This window comes from Pseudomonas sp. LAMO17WK12:I5, from assembly GCF_900215165.1.
GTDB lineage: Bacteria > Pseudomonadota > Gammaproteobacteria > Pseudomonadales > Pseudomonadaceae > Aquipseudomonas > Aquipseudomonas putida_A.
Map to the genome: position 1 here is coordinate 200,780 of NZ_OBDS01000006.1, position 16,259 is coordinate 217,038.

The 16,259-nt window shown below is 62.6% G+C and carries 14 protein-coding genes and 1 other RNA gene; 8 read left to right on the forward strand and 7 right to left on the reverse strand.

What is annotated here, in order from left to right; translation table 11 throughout:
- Positions 1 to 47 precede the first annotated feature (47 nt).
- Both ffs and CRO59_RS12405 read left to right on the forward strand, forming a co-directional pair.
- Positions 48 to 144, forward strand: an RNA gene (ffs, locus tag CRO59_RS12400) — signal recognition particle sRNA small type.
- 227 nt (positions 145 to 371) lie between these two features.
- Positions 372 to 2,321, forward strand: coding sequence for a hypothetical protein (locus CRO59_RS12405; RefSeq protein WP_097087632.1), 1,950 nt, complete (start codon positions 372 to 374; stop codon positions 2,319 to 2,321).
- A gap of 121 nt (positions 2,322 to 2,442) precedes the next feature.
- Here the strand turns inward: CRO59_RS12405 and CRO59_RS12410 are convergent, their stop codons facing one another.
- Positions 2,443 to 3,192, reverse strand: coding sequence for an ABC transporter substrate-binding protein (locus CRO59_RS12410; protein WP_097087634.1), 750 nt, complete (start codon positions 3,190 to 3,192; stop codon positions 2,443 to 2,445).
- 143 nt (positions 3,193 to 3,335) lie between these two features.
- On the opposite strand from CRO59_RS12410, the gene dnaX reads away from it, so the two are divergent.
- From dnaX to CRO59_RS12435, 5 genes are all read left to right on the forward strand, one after another.
- Positions 3,336 to 5,417 carry a DNA polymerase III subunit gamma/tau gene (gene dnaX, locus CRO59_RS12415; protein WP_097087636.1) on the forward strand — a complete coding sequence of 694 codons (2,082 nt, stop codon included), beginning with the start codon at positions 3,336 to 3,338 and terminating at the stop codon, positions 5,415 to 5,417.
- A gap of 67 nt (positions 5,418 to 5,484) precedes the next feature.
- Positions 5,485 to 5,823, forward strand: coding sequence for a YbaB/EbfC family nucleoid-associated protein (locus CRO59_RS12420; protein WP_003223337.1), 339 nt, complete (start codon positions 5,485 to 5,487; stop codon positions 5,821 to 5,823).
- 263 nt (positions 5,824 to 6,086) lie between these two features.
- Positions 6,087 to 7,121, forward strand: a complete 1,035-nt coding sequence (locus CRO59_RS12425; protein WP_097087638.1) for an NADP-dependent oxidoreductase — start codon at positions 6,087 to 6,089, stop codon at positions 7,119 to 7,121.
- A 66-nt stretch (positions 7,122 to 7,187) separates the two neighbouring features.
- Positions 7,188 to 7,790, forward strand: coding sequence for a recombination mediator RecR (gene recR, locus CRO59_RS12430; RefSeq protein WP_007965550.1), 603 nt, complete (start codon positions 7,188 to 7,190; stop codon positions 7,788 to 7,790).
- A 193-nt stretch (positions 7,791 to 7,983) separates the two neighbouring features.
- On the forward strand, positions 7,984 to 9,132 hold the full coding sequence (locus tag CRO59_RS12435) for an acyl-CoA dehydrogenase family protein (protein ID WP_097087640.1): 1,149 nt from the start codon (positions 7,984 to 7,986) through the stop codon (positions 9,130 to 9,132).
- A 135-nt stretch (positions 9,133 to 9,267) separates the two neighbouring features.
- Here CRO59_RS12435 and CRO59_RS12440 read toward each other — a convergent pair whose 3' ends face one another.
- Together CRO59_RS12440 and fnr are read right to left on the reverse strand one after the other, a co-directional pair.
- Positions 9,268 to 9,816, reverse strand: a complete 549-nt coding sequence (locus CRO59_RS12440) for an adenine phosphoribosyltransferase (RefSeq protein WP_003223345.1) — start codon at positions 9,814 to 9,816, stop codon at positions 9,268 to 9,270.
- Positions 9,817 to 9,894: 78 nt separating this feature from the next.
- A complete protein-coding gene (gene fnr / locus CRO59_RS12445) occupies positions 9,895 to 10,629 on the reverse strand; it encodes a fumarate/nitrate reduction transcriptional regulator Fnr (RefSeq protein ID WP_003223347.1) in 735 nt (244 codons plus the stop codon).
- Between the two features lie 155 nt (positions 10,630 to 10,784).
- On the opposite strand from fnr, the gene CRO59_RS12450 reads away from it, so the two are divergent.
- Positions 10,785 to 11,264, forward strand: a complete 480-nt coding sequence (locus CRO59_RS12450) for a hypothetical protein (RefSeq protein ID WP_097087641.1) — start codon at positions 10,785 to 10,787, stop codon at positions 11,262 to 11,264.
- Here CRO59_RS12450 and hemN read toward each other — a convergent pair.
- The 4 genes from hemN to CRO59_RS12470 all read right to left on the reverse strand — a co-directional run bounded on the left by hemN (position 11,261) and on the right by CRO59_RS12470 (position 16,200).
- Positions 11,261 to 12,643, reverse strand: coding sequence for an oxygen-independent coproporphyrinogen III oxidase (hemN, locus tag CRO59_RS12455; RefSeq protein WP_097087643.1), 1,383 nt, complete (start codon positions 12,641 to 12,643; stop codon positions 11,261 to 11,263). The two genes, CRO59_RS12450 and hemN, sit on opposite strands and share 4 nt — an antisense overlap.
- Before the next feature lie 195 nt (positions 12,644 to 12,838).
- Positions 12,839 to 13,522 carry a sulfite exporter TauE/SafE family protein gene (locus CRO59_RS12460; protein ID WP_097087645.1) on the reverse strand — a complete coding sequence of 228 codons (684 nt, stop codon included), beginning with the start codon at positions 13,520 to 13,522 and terminating at the stop codon, positions 12,839 to 12,841.
- Positions 13,515 to 13,727, reverse strand: a complete 213-nt coding sequence (ccoS, locus tag CRO59_RS12465; protein ID WP_025110359.1) for a cbb3-type cytochrome oxidase assembly protein CcoS — start codon at positions 13,725 to 13,727, stop codon at positions 13,515 to 13,517. The genes CRO59_RS12460 and ccoS overlap by 8 nt, the downstream gene beginning before the upstream one ends.
- A gap of 22 nt (positions 13,728 to 13,749) precedes the next feature.
- Positions 13,750 to 16,200 (reverse strand): heavy metal translocating P-type ATPase, encoded by a 2,451-nt coding sequence (locus CRO59_RS12470; protein WP_097087646.1) that lies wholly within the window; start codon positions 16,198 to 16,200, stop codon positions 13,750 to 13,752.
- Positions 16,201 to 16,259: the final 59 nt, after the last annotated feature.

A 16,259-nucleotide genomic window follows, 5' to 3' on the forward strand; every position in this document is an offset into this window, starting at 1 on the left:
GTACAATGGCGCGGCTCGCCGACAGGTGAGTGTCGTTATGGTGACCCCATCGGTCCCCCCGCAACGATTACCCGTGAACCTGGTCAGAGCCGGAAGGCAGCAGCCACAGCGGGAACATTGTGTGCCGGGGTGTGGCTGGTGGGGTTACCACCTTAACGAACGAAGAACGCTTCAACAGAACTGCATGGGTTTCGCCCACTGCGGTTTTTTTATGCCCGCGATTTGGGCTTTCACGCCAGCCCCTGTGGGAGCGAGCCTGCTCGCGAAGGCTGCCCCCGATGCCTGTTCAGTCACCAAGGTTGAACAGTGGCATACTCCACCGTCTTGCTGCGCGCGTCGTTGACAAGTTCGCGCCCTGGCTACGAGGTTGTATGCACCCGGAACATCACGATTTATCCACCGCCGTGTACTTGCCCGTGACGGATGAGACCTGCGCCAGCCTGTTGCAGCCCGATGGCGCAAAAACCCTCGGCGAGTTGACGGATGCGCAGCTGGCCGCCGTGCTGGTCATCCAGAATCTGGCTCAGGCCACCGAAAAGGATCTCACCGCCGCAGCGGCGGAGAAGGTGCTTGCGCGCCTGATCGCCTGGGCGGTCGATGGCGGGGCAGGGCTGCTGTCCGAGGCGCAACGGCTGTTCGACCCGCGCCAGTTGTACTTCGGCCTGAACGCCATCAGGGGATTGAACCTGCGATTGCTGTTGGCCGAAGAGGTGTCGGCGCAGGATTACCTGCTGCCCGATGGCAAGTGGGATGACGAGTTCAAGACGCGCCACCACGCGATCAACAATCCGTTCAGCCAGCAGATGATCAGCCCCGCGCACCGCGAGCGCTGGCTCAGCGCCGCGCAGGACAAACTGGTCAGAACCTTCCGCGCCAACCTCGATGAAGACCTGCACGTGCAAGGCTATGCCGGGATCGGCAAGAGCCACCTGGTCGGTGCCTTGACCGAGTGCCTGGACCCCGGGAAAACCCTGTTGCTGGCACGTACCCCGGAAAAACTTGCGACCCTGTGCCAGCGCATGGGCGTTGCCAGTGAGCGCAAGCCCGGCATCACCTTTGAGGCGTTCGCACGCGGGCTGATTTATGGGCGCAAGCCGCAGCCGGCAAGCGCCGCTGGCCGAGTCGCGAGCAAACAGAGTCTGGCGCAGGAGCTGAACATCCTCGGCTTTCGCGAGCATGACGCGCAACGCACCCTGAACGTCTGCCTGGAAACCCTCGAGCGCTATTGCCACTCCCGGGACTACAGCCTGTCGGCGCATCATCTGCCGTATTTCAAACTGTCCTTGTCCGGTCTTGAGTCCAAAGTGCTGCTGGAGTATTCGAGCCGCGTCTGGACTTACCTTGAGGCCAATCCGGCGTGGGGCCGGCAGAGCGGCTTCGAAGCCTTGTTGCTGATCAAGCGGGCAAGCCTTGCGGGCTGCGTGGTGCCGCCGCGTTATACCCACGTGCTGATCGACGAGAGCCAGGACATTCCCGCTTCGCTGCTGCAGATTATCGAGCGTGGCCGACAGGTGCTGATCACGCTGGGCGATGAGTACCAGCACGCCGAGCGCGATCTGGTGAAGAGAAAGCGTGAGGTGCGCCAGAGCGATATCACCTACTCGGTACGCTCGGGTCGTAACGTCGAGCGTCTGGTCAATCCGCTGATTTCCCGGCACTCGGAAAAGAGCAAGGTGCCCTTCGAAGGCGCGCGTGAAGCTGACGTCGGCATCGAGTTTTATCCGCAGGGCTTTGTCCCGCCCGAAGGTTGCGTGGTGCTGACCGCGTCCCCCTGGGACACGATGAAGTGGGCCATGCAACTGCACGATGCCAATTGCCTGTTCAGCTTTGCCGACATGAAAGCCCAGCGCGACCTCGAGCACTTCATGACCAGCGCCATCGAGTTGTTCAAGGTCGATTACTACAGCTCCGCGCACAGTGAGAAGGGGCCGCATCGCTATTTCAGCGACTTGCCCAAGTGGCAGCAGGTGCGCGATGCCAACCAGTTCGACGAGGCGTTTCTGTGGGTCGAGGCCGAGCTGGAGAAGGGCTTCAAGGTCGCTGACCTGACCCGGCTCAACCGAATGATCGGCGGCCCCGGCAAAAGCTGCCTGCTGATGCAGGCGCACGAGGCGGGCGGCATGGAGTTCGACCGCGTTCTGCTGACGCCCGAGCTGCTGACCAACGTGCAGTTCAAGGACGCCTACGCGTTCGATCAGCGGATCTGCGCCGTGTACATCGCCATCTCCCGCGCCCGGCAGCAGCTTTACCTGCCGTACGACGTGGTCGAGTGGATCGAATTTCACGACTACCAGAAATTCCGTGAGTCGCACGGCTACTGAATAACTCTCTGTCGGAAATATCCCCCTGTGGGAGCGGGCTTGCTCGCGAAGGCGGTGTGCCAGTTAACGAATCAGATGACTGACACACCGCCTTCGCGAGCAAGCCCGCTCCCACAATGGGTTATGGGGTGGCTTCAGTGGACCCGGTATACAACCGGATGATGTCATCAATCTCCCCCGACATTTTCATCCGCAACAACGTGCGCAAGATCCGCTGCACCGGCACCTGAGGGTCATTCCTCACGTAGCAGCCCACATGCTGCTCCTGCAGCACCGCGACGCCGTGCAGTTGCTGCCCGGGCAGCAGGCGCTGATTGAACCAGTCCAGTGTCCATTGATTGCTCACCGCATAGCGGTAGCGGCCGGCCAGGAGTTTTTCCAGCACTTGTTCCTGATTACGCGCGTCCTCGCGTTGCAGGCGATCGGCGTCGAACAGCGGTTGCAGGGTCGGATAGGTATAGCCGAGCACGGTGCCGATCGATTGGCGGGGCAGGTCGGCAGGGTCGACGCGGGGCGGCTGAGCGTCGCGGCTGATCAGCAAATCGCGCTGGAACAGCAGCGGAAGGCTCCAGATATAGTCCCCGGACTGATTCGGCAGCCACGATTGTGCGGCATAGCAGCGCACGTCGACTTCGCCGTGCTCCATGGCGTTCTGCACCCGGGCGCGCGGCAGGACGTGGAATTCGGCCGGCACGCCGACCTGCGTCGCAAGGCTGAGCATGATGTCGTGGAGGATGCCCTGGGTCGGGCGGCCATGGTCGATCTGCACCATCGGCATCGCCCAGCTGTCGGCCACGACGAAGCGCAGCGGCGGTTCGGCCGCGCTCACGCTCAGACTGATCCCCAACAAAGCTCCCAAGGCCCAACGCATACATGCTCCGATGAGTCCCGATCACGAGCGAAATTTCCCCGCCAACAGCAGCTTAGCCAGATTAGACGAGCACACCGGATGCAATTTTGCCCTTGCTCCGCTAGCATTAGCCGCTTCAGCTTCCTTCGTTGCGACGGTTTTCGATGAGTTATCAGGTTCTTGCACGTAAATGGCGTCCGCGCTCGTTCCGCGAAATGGTCGGCCAGACCCATGTGCTCAAGGCTCTGATCAATGCCTTGGACAGCCAGCGGCTGCACCACGCGTACCTGTTCACCGGTACCCGCGGGGTCGGTAAGACCACCATTGCGCGGATCATTGCCAAATGCCTGAACTGTGAGACAGGTATCACTTCCAGCCCTTGCGGCGAGTGTTCGGTGTGCCGCGAGATCGACGAAGGCCGCTTCGTCGACCTGATCGAGATCGACGCCGCGAGCCGGACCAAGGTCGAAGACACCCGCGAGCTGCTCGACAACGTGCAGTACGCGCCGAGCCGTGGGCGCTTCAAGGTCTACCTGATCGACGAAGTGCACATGCTCTCCAGCCATTCCTTCAATGCGCTGCTGAAAACCCTCGAAGAGCCGCCGCCGTACGTCAAGTTCATCCTGGCGACGACGGATCCGCAGAAACTTCCGGCAACGATTTTGTCGCGTTGCCTGCAGTTCTCGCTGAAGAACATGACGCCCGAGCGCGTGGTCGAGCATCTGACCCACGTGCTCGGCGCCGAAAACGTGCCGTTTGAAGACGACGCGCTGTGGTTGCTGGGCCGCGCCGCTGACGGCTCGATGCGTGACGCCATGAGCCTGACCGACCAGGCCATCGCCTTCGGTGAAGGCAAGGTATTGGCCGCCGATGTGCGAGCGATGCTCGGCACGCTGGATCACGGCCAGGTCTTCGACGTGCTGCACGCGCTGATCGAAGGTGACGCCAAGGCGTTGCTCGAAGCCGTGCGCCACCTGGCCGAGCAAGGCCCGGACTGGAGCGGCGTGCTCTCGGAAATTCTCAACGTGCTGCACCGCGTCGCCATCGCCCAGGCCTTGCCTGAAGGTGTCGACAACGGTCATGGCGACCGTGACCGCGTATTGGCATTGGCTCAGGCGCTGCCGGCCGAAGACGTGCAGTTCTATTACCAGATGGGCCTGATCGGTCGCCGCGATTTGCCGCTGGCGCCAGATCCCCGTGGTGGTTTCGAAATGGTCCTGCTGCGGATGTTGGCCTTCCGGCCAGCGGACACGGCGGACGCCCCGAGGCAACCGCTAAAGCCAGTGGGGATCAGCCAGGCCACAGTTGATTCCGCAAATTCAGTGGCTGCCGCGCCCAAGCCTGCGCCGGTAGTCGCTGCGGCTGTTACGCCTGCACCGGTTGTTGCGCCAGCGCCAGCTCCAGCGCCTGTGGTGGTGGCTGCGCCGGCACCCGCGCCAGAAGCAGAACCTGTACCGGTCGTCGCCGAAGCGCTGGTCGACCTGCCGTGGAACGACCCGGTCGAACCCGAGCCAGAACCTGAGCCGGTGCAGCAACCAGCCGTCGAGCCGGTACTGGAAACCGCCAGCGAGCAGCCCGAGTTGCCGCCGATGCCGCTGCCGACCCCGGACGGCGTGGTGCCGGATGCACCGGAGTGGGCCGCTGCGCCGATTCCCGAGCCGTCGGTCGCCGACGTCGATGCCGCCACTCCAGGCATGGACCTCGACGACGAGCCGCCGTTGGACGAAGACTACATCGAGCCGGACATGGATTCGGCCTACAGCTACCTCGACGATCTGGCCAGCGAACACACCGCCGAGCCGGCCCCGGAACCCGAGCCGGAGCCTGCCGCCGCGCCGGCCACCGGTCTCGCGTTGCAATGGCTGGAGCTGTTCCCGCAATTGCCGATCTCGGGCATGACCGGCAGCATCGCCGCCAACTGCACGCTGATCGCGGTCGATGGCGACCACTGGCTGATGCACCTGGACCCGGCGCACAGCGCGCTGTTCAACGCCACGCAACAGCGGCGCCTGAACGATGCGTTGAACCAGTTCCACGGTCGCACGCTGACCCTGACCATCGAGTTGATCAAGCCCGAGCAGGAAACCCCGGCGCAGGCCGCGTCCCGTCGCCGGGCCAACCGTCAGCGCGAGGCGGAAGAATCGATCCACGGTGATCCGTTCATCCAGCAGATGGTCCAGCAGTTCGGTGCAGTGGTGCGACACGATACTATTGAACCTGTCGACGCCTTGGTCGCCCAAGGCTAATAACTGAGGGCGTTCGGCGTTAAGTGCCGGGCGCTGTTTTGATCCAAGTACTTTTGAGGTGATTCCCATGATGAAAGGTGGCATGGCCGGCCTGATGAAGCAGGCACAGCAGATGCAGGAAAAAATGGCCAAGATGCAGGAAGAACTGGCCAACGCCGAAGTCACCGGCAAGGCTGGTGGCGATATGGTCACCGTGGTAATGACCGGTCGTCACGACGTGAAAAGCGTCAGCATCGATCCAAGCCTGGTTGAAGGCCTGAGCGAAGACGACAAGGAAATGCTCGAAGCTGTGGTCGCCGCCGCCGTCAACGACGCCGTGCGCAAGATCGAAGCCAACAGCCAGGAAAAAATGGGCAGCATGACCGCCGGCATGAACCTGCCAGCAGGTATGAAACTGCCATTCTGATTCGCCAATGCGGGTTGGATGAGCTACACAAAATGCCAGGCATCGCGCCTGGCATTTTTGTTTCTGGCTCCTGGAGGTGCGGTGTCTTTGATGCCGCCTTCGCGAGCAGGCTCGCTCCCACATTTGGAATGCATTTCCCTGTGGGAGCGAGCCTGCTCGCGAATGAACTCACCTCGGTACAACTGAATAAACATCGAACGCCCCAATGCCACAAAGGTCTGCTCCCTATACCCCCGAATTCCCCATTCACAGGAGACGCTGACATGTCCGACCCTCTGACCCTCAACCAACGCTTCGTCCTCGCTTCACGTCCGGTCGGTGCGCCAACCCCGGAAAACTTCCGTCTGGAGCGCGAAGCGTTGCCGGATCTCGAAGACGGCCAGGTGCTGCTGAAAACCCTGTACCTGTCGCTGGACCCGTACATGCGCGGACGCATGAGTGACGCGCCGTCCTACGCCGCGCCGGTACAAATCGGCGAAGTGATGACCGGTGGCGCTGTCAGCCGTGTCGAGGATTCCCGTCATCCGAAATTCCATCAGGGCGATCTGGTGGTCGGCCTCACCGGCTGGCAGAGCCACAGCATCAGCGACGGTCGTAACATCATGCCGATTCCGTCCGGTCTGCCGAGCCCGTCGATGGCGCTCGGCGTGTTGGGCATGCCGGGGATGACCGCGTACATGGGGCTGATCGACATCGGTCAGCCGAAAGAAGGCGAGACCCTGGTGGTGGCTGCAGCGTCCGGTGCGGTCGGTTCAGTGGTCGGTCAGGTGGCGAAGATCAAGGGCCTGCGCGCCGTGGGTGTGGCCGGTGGAGCCGACAAATGCAAATACGTGGTCGAAGAACTGGGGTTTGATGCCTGCATCGATCACAAGGCGCCGGACTTTGCCGAACAATTGGCCAAGGCCTGCCCGAACGGCATCGACATCTATTACGAAAACGTTGGCGGGCATGTGTTCGATGCCGTGGTGCCGTTGCTCAATCCCAAGGCGCGAATCCCGCTGTGCGGGCTGATTGCCGGTTACAACGCCACTGAGGTGCCGCAAGGCCCGGATCGTCTGCCGATATTGCAGCGTACGTTGCTGACCAAGCGCGTGCGGATTCAAGGCTTCATCGTGTTTGACGACTACGGTGACCGCCAGCCGGAATTCATCAGCCACATGGTGCCGTGGGTGCGCGACGGCAAGGTCAAATTCCGCGAAGACGTGGTGGAAGGTCTGGAGCAGGCACCCGAGGCGTTCATCGGTCTGCTGGAGGGACGCAACTTCGGCAAACTGGTGGTGAAGGTTGCCCAGGACTGAGCATTTGACGCTGGCCAGAGGCGCGGGTATAAACCGCGTCTCGTTGTTTTGTCGGACTTTTTACCCATGAGCTTCAGCCCTTTGATTCGCCAACTGATCGACGCCCTGCGCACTTTGCCGGGCGTGGGTCAGAAAACCGCCCAGCGCATGGCGTTGCAGTTGCTCGAACGTGACCGCAGCGGTGGCACGCGACTGGCTCAGGCCCTGAGCCAGGCCATGGAAGGGGTGGGTCACTGCCGTCAGTGCCGCACGCTGACCGAAGACGATCTGTGCCCGCAATGCGCCGACACGCGCCGCGACGACACGCTGCTGTGCGTGGTGGAAGGGCCGATGGACGTGTACGCGGTGGAGCAGACCGGTTTCCGTGGGCGCTACTTCGTGCTCAAGGGCCACCTGTCGCCGCTCGACGGTCTCGGGCCGGAAGCTATCGGTATTCCGCAGTTGATGGCGCGCATTGAAGAGGCGGGCACGTTTACCGAAGTCATCCTCGCCACCAACCCGACGGTGGAAGGTGAAGCTACTGCGCATTACATCGCTCAACTTCTGGCCAACAAAGGCCTGATTGCCTCGCGGATTGCCCACGGTGTGCCACTGGGTGGGGAGCTGGAGTTGGTGGATGGCGGGACACTGGCGCATTCGTTTGCCGGGCGTAAACCCATCTCTCTTTAAGTGATGCAGTGTCTGATTTGACGCCTTCGCGAGCATGCTCGCTCCCACATTGGCTTTGTGCCATTCACAAATCCCCTGTGGGAGCGAGCCTGCTCGCGAATGGCGCACCTCGGTGTGACTGATTCACACAAACTTATTGAAAACCAAGCAAGCGCTCGGTTAAGTTCGGTAAACCCTTCAGTGGAGTTCGCCGATGCCTGCTTTCCAGGATTACTTCGACCCCAGCCACCAAATGGTCCGCGACAGCGTCAGACGTTTCGTCGAGCGCGAGATCCTGCCGGACATCGATGCGTGGGAAGAAGCCGAAAGCTTTCCCCGTGAGCTGTACCTGAAGGCCGGGGCAGCGGGGATTCTCGGTATCGGTTATCCCGAAGCGCTGGGTGGTAGCCACGAAAGTGATGTGTTCGCCAAGATCGCCGCCAGCGAAGAACTGATGCGCTGCGGTTCCGGTGGTCTGGTCGCCGGCCTTGGATCGCTGGATATCGGCCTGCCACCGATCGTCAAATGGGCCCGGCCCGAGGTGCGCGAGCGCGTGGTGCCGGCAGTGCTCAGTGGCGAGAAAATCAGCGCGCTGGCGGTCACCGAGCCCGGCGGCGGTTCCGACGTCGCCAACCTGCAAACCCGCGCCGTGCGTGACGGCGACGTCTACCGGGTCAGCGGCAGCAAGACCTTCATTACCAGCGGCGTACGCGCCGACTTCTATACCGTCGCAGTGCGCACCGGAGCGCCGGGTTTCGGCGGCATCAGTCTGTTGCTGATCGAGAAGGGCGCCCCAGGCTTCACGGTAGGCCGCCAGCTAAAGAAAATGGGCTGGTGGGCCTCGGACACCGCTGAGCTGTTCTTCGACGATTGCAGGGTGCCTGTGGGCAATCTGATCGGCGCCGAGAACATGGGCTTCGCCTGCATCATGGGCAATTTTCAGAGCGAACGATTGGCACTGGCGCTGATGGCCAACATGACCTCGCAGCTCGCGCTCGAAGAAGCGCTGAAATGGGCGCGCGAGCGTGAGGCCTTCGGCAAACCGATCGGCAAATTTCAGGTGATCAAGCATCGGCTGGCCGAGATGGCCACGGCGCTGGAAGTATCGCGCGAGTTCACCTACCGCCAGGCGGCGAAGATGGCGGCGGGGCAGAGCGTGATCAAGGAGATTTCCATGGCCAAGAACGTTGCCACGGACACCTCCGACCGGATCACCAGCGAAGCGGTGCAGATTCTTGGTGGTCTGGGTTACATGCGCGAAAGTCTGGTGGAGCGGCTGTATCGGGATAACCGCATTCTGTCGATTGGCGGCGGGACGCGGGAGGTGATGAACGAGATCATCAGCAAGCAGATGGGGCTTTGATTCATTGGTGATGCGACTGACGTCATCGCTGGCAAGCCAGCTCCCACAGGTTTTTTGGGGGGACACAATATTTGTGAACGACCGAAATCACTGTGGGAGCTGGCTTGCCAGCGATGGCGCCAGTGAATGCGACGCTTACTTATCGGTCAAAGCAAACTGCGTCAGGCAGAAGGTAGGGATGCCCATATCTTCCAGACGCTGCGAACCCCCCAGCTCCGGCAGATCGATAATCGCCGCCGCCTCATGCACCCGCGCGCCCATGCGGCGGATCAGGTTGGCGGCTGCGATCAGCGTGCCACCGGTGGCAATCAGGTCATCGAACATCACCACCGAATCGCCTTCGCACAGGCTGTCGGCGTGGACTTCGAGGAACGCTTCGCCGTACTCGGTCGCGTAACCCTCGGCCAGCACGTCCGCCGGCAGTTTGCCTTGCTTGCGGAACAGCACCAGCGGCTTGTTCAGCTGGTAGGCCAGCACCGAACCGATCAGGAAACCGCGCGCATCCATCGCGCCGATGTGGGTGAAATCGGCTTCCACATAACGGTGGGCGAAGCTGTCCATCACCAGGCGCAGGGCCTTGGGCGACTGGAACAGCGGGGTGATGTCGCGAAAGATCACGCCCGGTTTCGGGAAGTCGATCACGGGGCGGATCAGGGATTTGATGTCGAAGGAGTCGAAGACCATCGTCGAGGTGTCCTGGCAGGGCTGCAAACGGCGCAGTATACCCGCGGCTGAAACGCTTCGCTCAACCGCGGATCGAGATCAGCCTTCGAGCGAGCCGCCGGCCAGGGCGCACAGCTGGATCGGGTCGAGGATGTGGATCTCTTTGCCCTCGGCGGCGATCAGTTCGTTCTGCTGGAAGCGGGTGAACACCCGCGACACGGTTTCCACCGCCAGGCCCAGATAATTGCCGATTTCATTGCGCGACATGCTCAGGCGGAACTGGTTGGCCGAGAACCCGCGAGCGCGGAAGCGGGCCGACAGGTTGACCAGGAACGTGGCGATGCGCTCATCGGCGGTTTTTTTCGACAGCAACAGCATCATTTGCTGGTCGTCACGGATCTCGCGGCTCATCACCCGCATCAACTGACGGCGCAGCTGCGGCAGTTGCAGGGCCAGTTCATCAAGGCGTTCGAAAGGAATTTCGCAGACCGAGGTGGTCTCCAGAGCCTGGGCCGATACCGGGTGTTTCTCGGTGTCCATGCCGGACAGGCCGACCAGCTCGCTCGGCAGGTGGAAACCGGTCAGTTGTTCTTCGCCGCTGTCGCTCAGGCTGAAGGTCTTCAGGGCGCCGGAGCGTACTGCATAAACGGAATCGAAGGTGTCGCCCTGACGGAACAGGAACTCACCCTTTTTCAGCGGGCGGCCACGTTTAACGATTTCGTCCAGCGCATCCATGTCTTCCAGATTCAGAGAAAGTGGCAGGCAGAGAGGGGCCAGGCTGCAATCCTTGCAATGGGCCTGGTTGTGAGCGCGCAGTTTGACTGGCTCGGACATTTCTTAAATCCTTGTGGGAAAACACACATAAGACGTAAGGGTAACCCACGGGAGGACATTCAGGCCAGTCTGCGGCGAGTTTGTCCCGCGGGCGTAAAGCCGCAGGGCAAGTGGCCGATAAAGGGGTATCACCACGCATGCAAGGAATCGCTTCGATGGCCGCCATTGACACGCTGAACCCCGGTAGCAGCGGTGTTGCGTCTGTGCCGAGCACCGCCAGGACAGGCACCGACAGCGAGCAGAATGCCGCCTCTGCGCCGTTGGCAACCCCGACCTTGGTCGAGGGCGTCAAAGTGTCGCTGTCCGGCGCCTCCATCGAAAAATCGTTCATCGGTGGTGAGAACCGCGACATCGAAGACAGCGGCTTGCCCGAGAACGTCCAGCAGTTGCTGAAGATGATCCGCAAACTGCAAAAAGAGATCGCCGAGAAGAAAGCCCGGATGGCGGCGGTCATGTCCGACAGAACACTGACCAACGAAGCCAAGGTCAATATGCTCGCCGCGCTGCGCGGTGCCATCGCCGCCCTGAATACCGGGCTGATCAGCGCCAATCTGGCCCTGTCCAAAGTCATGGATCAGTCCGGCCTCACCTCCGAGCAGAACCTCAAACTCGGCTCACTGCTGACGAAAAACTAGATCACCCGCGAGAAGCGCTGGTGGTTCTGCTGTTCCAGATACGCGTCGAACACCATGCACACCGAACGCACCAGCAGGCGCCCGGCCGGCAACACTTCGATGCGCTCGCGTTCCAGATTGATCAGCCCATCGTTGGCCATGCCTTGCAGTTGCGGCCACAGCGCGCCGAAGTAACCCTGAAAATCGATGTTGAACGCCTGCTCGATTTCGGCGAATTCCAGGCTGAAATTGCAGATCAGTTGCTGGATCACCGCGCGGCGCAGGCGATCGTCGGCATTGCACACCAGGCCACGGCTGGTTGCCAGTTGCGCGGCGGCGAGGGTGTTCTGGTACTGGTTCAGATCGCTGTTGTTCTGGCAGTAGAGGTCGCCGATCTGGCTGATCGCCGACACCCCAAGACCAATCAGGTCGCAATGGCCGTGAGTGGTGTAGCCCTGAAAGTTGCGCTGCAGGGTCTGTTCTTCCTGGGCAATCGCCAGCTCATCGTCGGGCAGGGCGAAGTGATCCATGCCGATGTAACGGTAGCCGGCGGCAGTCAGTTGTTCGATGGTGCGCTGGAGCATTTCCAGTTTTTGCGCAGGGCTTGGCAGTTCGTGGCTGTTGATCCGCCGCTGCGGCATGAAGCGCTCCGGCAAGTGCGCATAATTGAACACCGAGAGCCGGTCCGGTTGCAGGCTGATGACTTCCTCGACGGTGCGCGCAAAGTTCTCCGGGGTCTGCTTCGGCAGGCCGTAGATCAGGTCGATGTTGATCGAGCGAAATTGCAGGGTGCGCGCGGCGTCGATCACCGCGCGGGTTTCTTCCAGGCTTTGCAGGCGATTGACCGCCCGTTGCACCGCCGGATCGAGGTCTTGCAGGCCGATGCTGACCCGGTTGAAGCCGAGTTCGCGCAACAGACCCATGGTCGACCAGTCGGCCTCGCGTGGGTCGATCTCGATGCCGTAGTCGCCGGAATCGTCATCCAGCAGATTGAAGTGTTTGCGCAGGTGCGCCATCAACTGCCGCAGTTCGTCATGGCTGAGAAAAGTCGGGGTGCCGCCGCCGAAGTGCAGTTGCTCGACTTTCTGCGCCGGTTCCAGGTGGCAGGCGATCAACTGGATTTCCTGCTCCAGCCGTTGCAGATACGGCTGCGCTCGCCCGCGATCCTTGGTGATGACCTTGTTGCAGGCGCAGTAGTAGCAAATGTTCGCGCAGAACGGCACGTGCACGTACAGCGACAAGGGGCGCAACGCCTTGCGGCTGTCGCGCAGGGCATGGAACAGGTCGAAGGTGCCGACCTGACTGTTGAATTGCACGGCGGTCGGATACGAGGTGTAGCGCGGCCCCGCCAGGTCGTAGCGGCGGATCAGATCAGTGTCCCAACGAATGGCGTCGAGCATGCGGGCATTCCCCCGGATAGGCTGGCAGTGTGGCGAGTCTAGGGGAGGGCGCGGCGGGGCATCTTGATTTGTATCAACGGGGAGGATTCGTATAAGTCACGCGGCCCCATCGCGAGCAGGCTCGCTCCCACAGGAGATTTGTGGCGTACACAAAACCTGTGGGAGCGAGCCTGCTCGCGAAGGCCGCGCCGCCGGTCAGTGGCCCATCAACCAATGTTGGTGAGGGCCAGGAAGCGTCCAGATCCCGAACACAATCACCAACAACCCCCCAGCCATGCGCACGCTGCGTTTACGCAGCAACGCCGTGACCCGCTCGGCCGCCAGCCCAGTCGCCAGCAGCACCGGCCATGTGCCCAGCCCGAACGCCAGCATCAACAGCGCACTGTCCAGCGCATTGCCCTGGCTCGCCGACCACAGCAGCGTGCTGTAAACCAGTCCACACGGCAGCCAGCCCCACAGCGCGCCGAGCAATAACGCACGGGGCAGTGTCGACACCGGCAGCAGCCGATTGGCCACTGGCTGAATGTAACGCCACAAACCACGACCCAGGCTTTCGATGCGGGTCAGGCCGCTCCACCAACCGGCCAGATACAGGCCCATGGCGATCAGCAGCAGTCCAGCGAGGATGCGCATGACCATCGCCGCCGGGCTGTTCGCCACCGCCCAACCGGCGAGGCCGATCAGCAAACCGGCGGTCGCGTAACTGAGGATCCGTCCGAGGTTGTACGCCAGCAGCAGACGAAAGCGTCGGCTGCGCTGCTCCTTGGGGATCGCCAGGGTCAGCGCGCCCATCAGGCCGCCGCACATGCCCAGGCAATGCCCGCCACCGAGCAGGCCGAGGATCAGTGCCGAGACCAGCAGCGGCGCCAGCTCAAGCATGGGGTGGTGCCTTGTCCTGCGGTTTGTCGGATTTGGCTTCGTCGACGGCGGCGGTGTGGTTCGGGTCCTGATCATCGAACAGGATGCTGTGGGCCGGACCATCGAGGTCGTCGTACTGCCCGCTGTCCACCGCCCAGAAGAAGATGTACACGGCGATGGCCACGATCAGCAGGGCGGCCGGGATCATCACGTAAAGAGCTGGCATCGGTACTCCAGGCCCGCGCGGCTCAGGCCGGCAACGGACGGGTTTCTGAACGGGTGCCAGCGACCGGCGCGCTCGGCAGGCGAGTCAGGCGCAGGGCGTTGAGCACCACGGTCAACGAACTGATCGACATGCCGACCGCCGCCCACACCGGAGTGATCCAGCCGAGGGCGGCGAACGGCAACATGAGGCCATTGTACAGCGCTGCCCACAGCAGGTTCTCGATGATTACCCGACGGGTTCTGCGCGCTAACGTGAAGGCTTGCACCAGTGCGTCAAGGCGGTTGGACAGCAGCACCGCGTCGGCACTGGTTTTCGCCAGATCGGTGGCCGAACCCATGGCCACGCTGATATCGGCAGCGGCCAGCACCGGCACGTCGTTCACCCCATCGCCGAGCATCAACACCTTGCGTCCTTCTTGATGCAGCTGCTGCAGCACCTGCAGTTTGTCATCCGGGCGCAGACCACCACGGGCCTCGTCGATACCCAGCTCGGCGGCGACACTGGCGACCATCGGCGAGCTGTCGCCAGACAGCAGCAGCGTGCGCCAGCCACGCGCCTTGCACGCGGCGAGCAGGGCGGGCGCATCGTCGCGCAGGCGGTCGTCGAGAACGAACCACGCCAGCGCTGCCGAGTCATCGCCGAGCAGCAGCCACTGACCCGGTTCATCCGGCATCGCCGGCAGCGGCGAACCGCTGAGGGCGCAGACAAATTCTGCCTGACCGATGCGCAAACGCTGTGTGCCAACCAGCCCTTCGAGGCCGAGTCCCGGTGTGCTGTGCACTTCTTCAGCCGCCAGTGGTGCACGACCGAAGGCGCGGGCAATCGGGTGTTCCGAACGGTTTTCGAGGGCGGCGGCAAGGCTCAGGCACTGGTCGCTGTTCAACGTGCCCAGTGGACGGATCGAACGCAAAACCAGCCGCCCCTCAGTGAGGGTGCCGGTCTTGTCGAAAATCACCGTGTCGATCTGGTTCAGGCCTTCCAGCACATGGCCGCGCGTCAGCAACAGGCCGAGTTTGTGCAGGGTGCCGGTGGCGGCGGTCAACGCCGTCGGGGTTGCCAGCGACAGCGCGCAAGGGCAGGTCGCCACCAGCATCGCCAGCACGATCCAGAACGCCCGCGACGAGTCCAGCTGCCACCACAACAGGCCGATCGCTGCGGCCGCAATCAGCGACAACAGCAGGAACCATTGCGCGGCGCGGTCGGCGATTTCTGCCAGTCGCGGCTTCTCGGCCTGGGCGCGATCGAGCAGGCGGACAATGGCCGACAGGCGCGTGTCCTGACCCAGTGCCAGTACCTCGACGGTGAGTGCGCCTTCGACATTCAGCGTGCCAGCGGTGACCGCATCGCCCAGCGTGCGCGGTTGCGGCAGGTATTCACCGGTCAGCAGCGATTCGTCGATGCTCGACTGGCCATCGAGGATCTTGCCGTCCGCCGGCAGGATCGAACCCGGTTGCACCAGCACCCGGTCACCCAGGCGCAATTCGCTGAGCAGGATGCGTTCGCTCTGGCCGTCGGCGTCGAGGCGCAGGCACGAGGCCGGCAACAGGTTCACAAGCTGCGCGGTGGCCGCGGCGGTGCGCTCGCGGGCGCGGCGTTCCAGATAGCGCCCGGCGAGCAGGAACAGCGCGAACATCCCGACCGCGTCGAAATACAGCTCACCGACGCCGGTGATCGAGGTCCAGATCCCGGCAATGTAGGCGCTGCCGATCGCCAGCGACACCGAGACGTCCATGGTCAGGTGGCGGGTGCGTAGATCGCGCATCGCGCCTTTGAAAAAGGGCGCGCAGCTGTAGAACACGATCGGTGTGGTCAGGAACAGCGCGACCCAACGCAGGATCGTGTGCAGTTCGGGGCTGAGGTCGATGTTGAATTCCGGCCAGGTCGCCATGGTCGCCATCATCGCCTGAAACCATAGCAGCCCGGCGACACCGAGCTGGCGCAACGCGAGTCGATTCTCGCTGGCCAGTTGCTCGCTGGCGCGGTCGGCCTGATACGGGTGGGCGGCGTAACCGATGTGGCGCAGCTCGGCGAGGATCTGGCTCAGCGGCAATTGTGCGTCAGCCCATTGCACGTGCAGGCGATGGTTGGACAGGTTCAGCCGCGCCTCGGCCACCGCCGGCAGGCTGCGCAGGTGTTTCTCGATCAGCCAGCCGCAGGCGGCGCAACTGATGCCTTCCATCAACAGCGTGGTTTCGGCGAGCTCGCCCGCGTGACGGACGAAGGGCTTTTGCACGTCGGCGCGGTCGTACAGCGCCAGTTCATCGGTCAATTGCACTGGCAAGGCTTCAGGGTTGGCCGAGGCTTCGCTGCGATGCTGGTAATAGCTTTCCAGACCACCGGCGACGATGGCTTCAGCCACGGCCTGACAGCCGGGGCAGCAGAACTCGCGGGACTCCCCGAGCACGACGGCGGTGAAGCGACTGCATGACGGGACGGGCAGGGCGCAGTGGTAGCATGGGAGTGGGGTGGTCATGGCATCGTTGAGGGGGTAAGCCCTTGCATTGGGGTTGTCCGCTTGCCCTCACCCCAGCC

What these genes read in the sequence shown, in the direction of transcription:
- CRO59_RS12405 (WP_097087632.1), top strand. Translation starts at nt 372, where the DNA reads ATGCACCCGGAACATCACGATTTATCCACCGCCGTGTACTTGCCCGTG.
- CRO59_RS12410 (WP_097087634.1), bottom strand. Translation starts at nt 3,192, where the DNA reads ATGCGTTGGGCCTTGGGAGCTTTGTTGGGGATCAGTCTGAGCGTGAGC.
- dnaX (WP_097087636.1), top strand. Translation starts at nt 3,336, where the DNA reads ATGAGTTATCAGGTTCTTGCACGTAAATGGCGTCCGCGCTCGTTCCGC.
- CRO59_RS12420 (WP_003223337.1), top strand. Translation starts at nt 5,485, where the DNA reads ATGATGAAAGGTGGCATGGCCGGCCTGATGAAGCAGGCACAGCAGATG.
- CRO59_RS12425 (WP_097087638.1), top strand. Translation starts at nt 6,087, where the DNA reads ATGTCCGACCCTCTGACCCTCAACCAACGCTTCGTCCTCGCTTCACGT.
- recR (WP_007965550.1), top strand. Translation starts at nt 7,188, where the DNA reads ATGAGCTTCAGCCCTTTGATTCGCCAACTGATCGACGCCCTGCGCACT.
- CRO59_RS12435 (WP_097087640.1), top strand. Translation starts at nt 7,984, where the DNA reads ATGCCTGCTTTCCAGGATTACTTCGACCCCAGCCACCAAATGGTCCGC.
- CRO59_RS12440 (WP_003223345.1), bottom strand. Translation starts at nt 9,816, where the DNA reads ATGGTCTTCGACTCCTTCGACATCAAATCCCTGATCCGCCCCGTGATC.
- fnr (WP_003223347.1), bottom strand. Translation starts at nt 10,629, where the DNA reads ATGTCCGAGCCAGTCAAACTGCGCGCTCACAACCAGGCCCATTGCAAG.
- CRO59_RS12450 (WP_097087641.1), top strand. Translation starts at nt 10,785, where the DNA reads ATGGCCGCCATTGACACGCTGAACCCCGGTAGCAGCGGTGTTGCGTCT.
- hemN (WP_097087643.1), bottom strand. Translation starts at nt 12,643, where the DNA reads ATGCTCGACGCCATTCGTTGGGACACTGATCTGATCCGCCGCTACGAC.
- CRO59_RS12460 (WP_097087645.1), bottom strand. Translation starts at nt 13,522, where the DNA reads ATGCTTGAGCTGGCGCCGCTGCTGGTCTCGGCACTGATCCTCGGCCTG.
- ccoS (WP_025110359.1), bottom strand. Translation starts at nt 13,727, where the DNA reads ATGCCAGCTCTTTACGTGATGATCCCGGCCGCCCTGCTGATCGTGGCC.
- CRO59_RS12470 (WP_097087646.1), bottom strand. Translation starts at nt 16,200, where the DNA reads ATGACCACCCCACTCCCATGCTACCACTGCGCCCTGCCCGTCCCGTCA.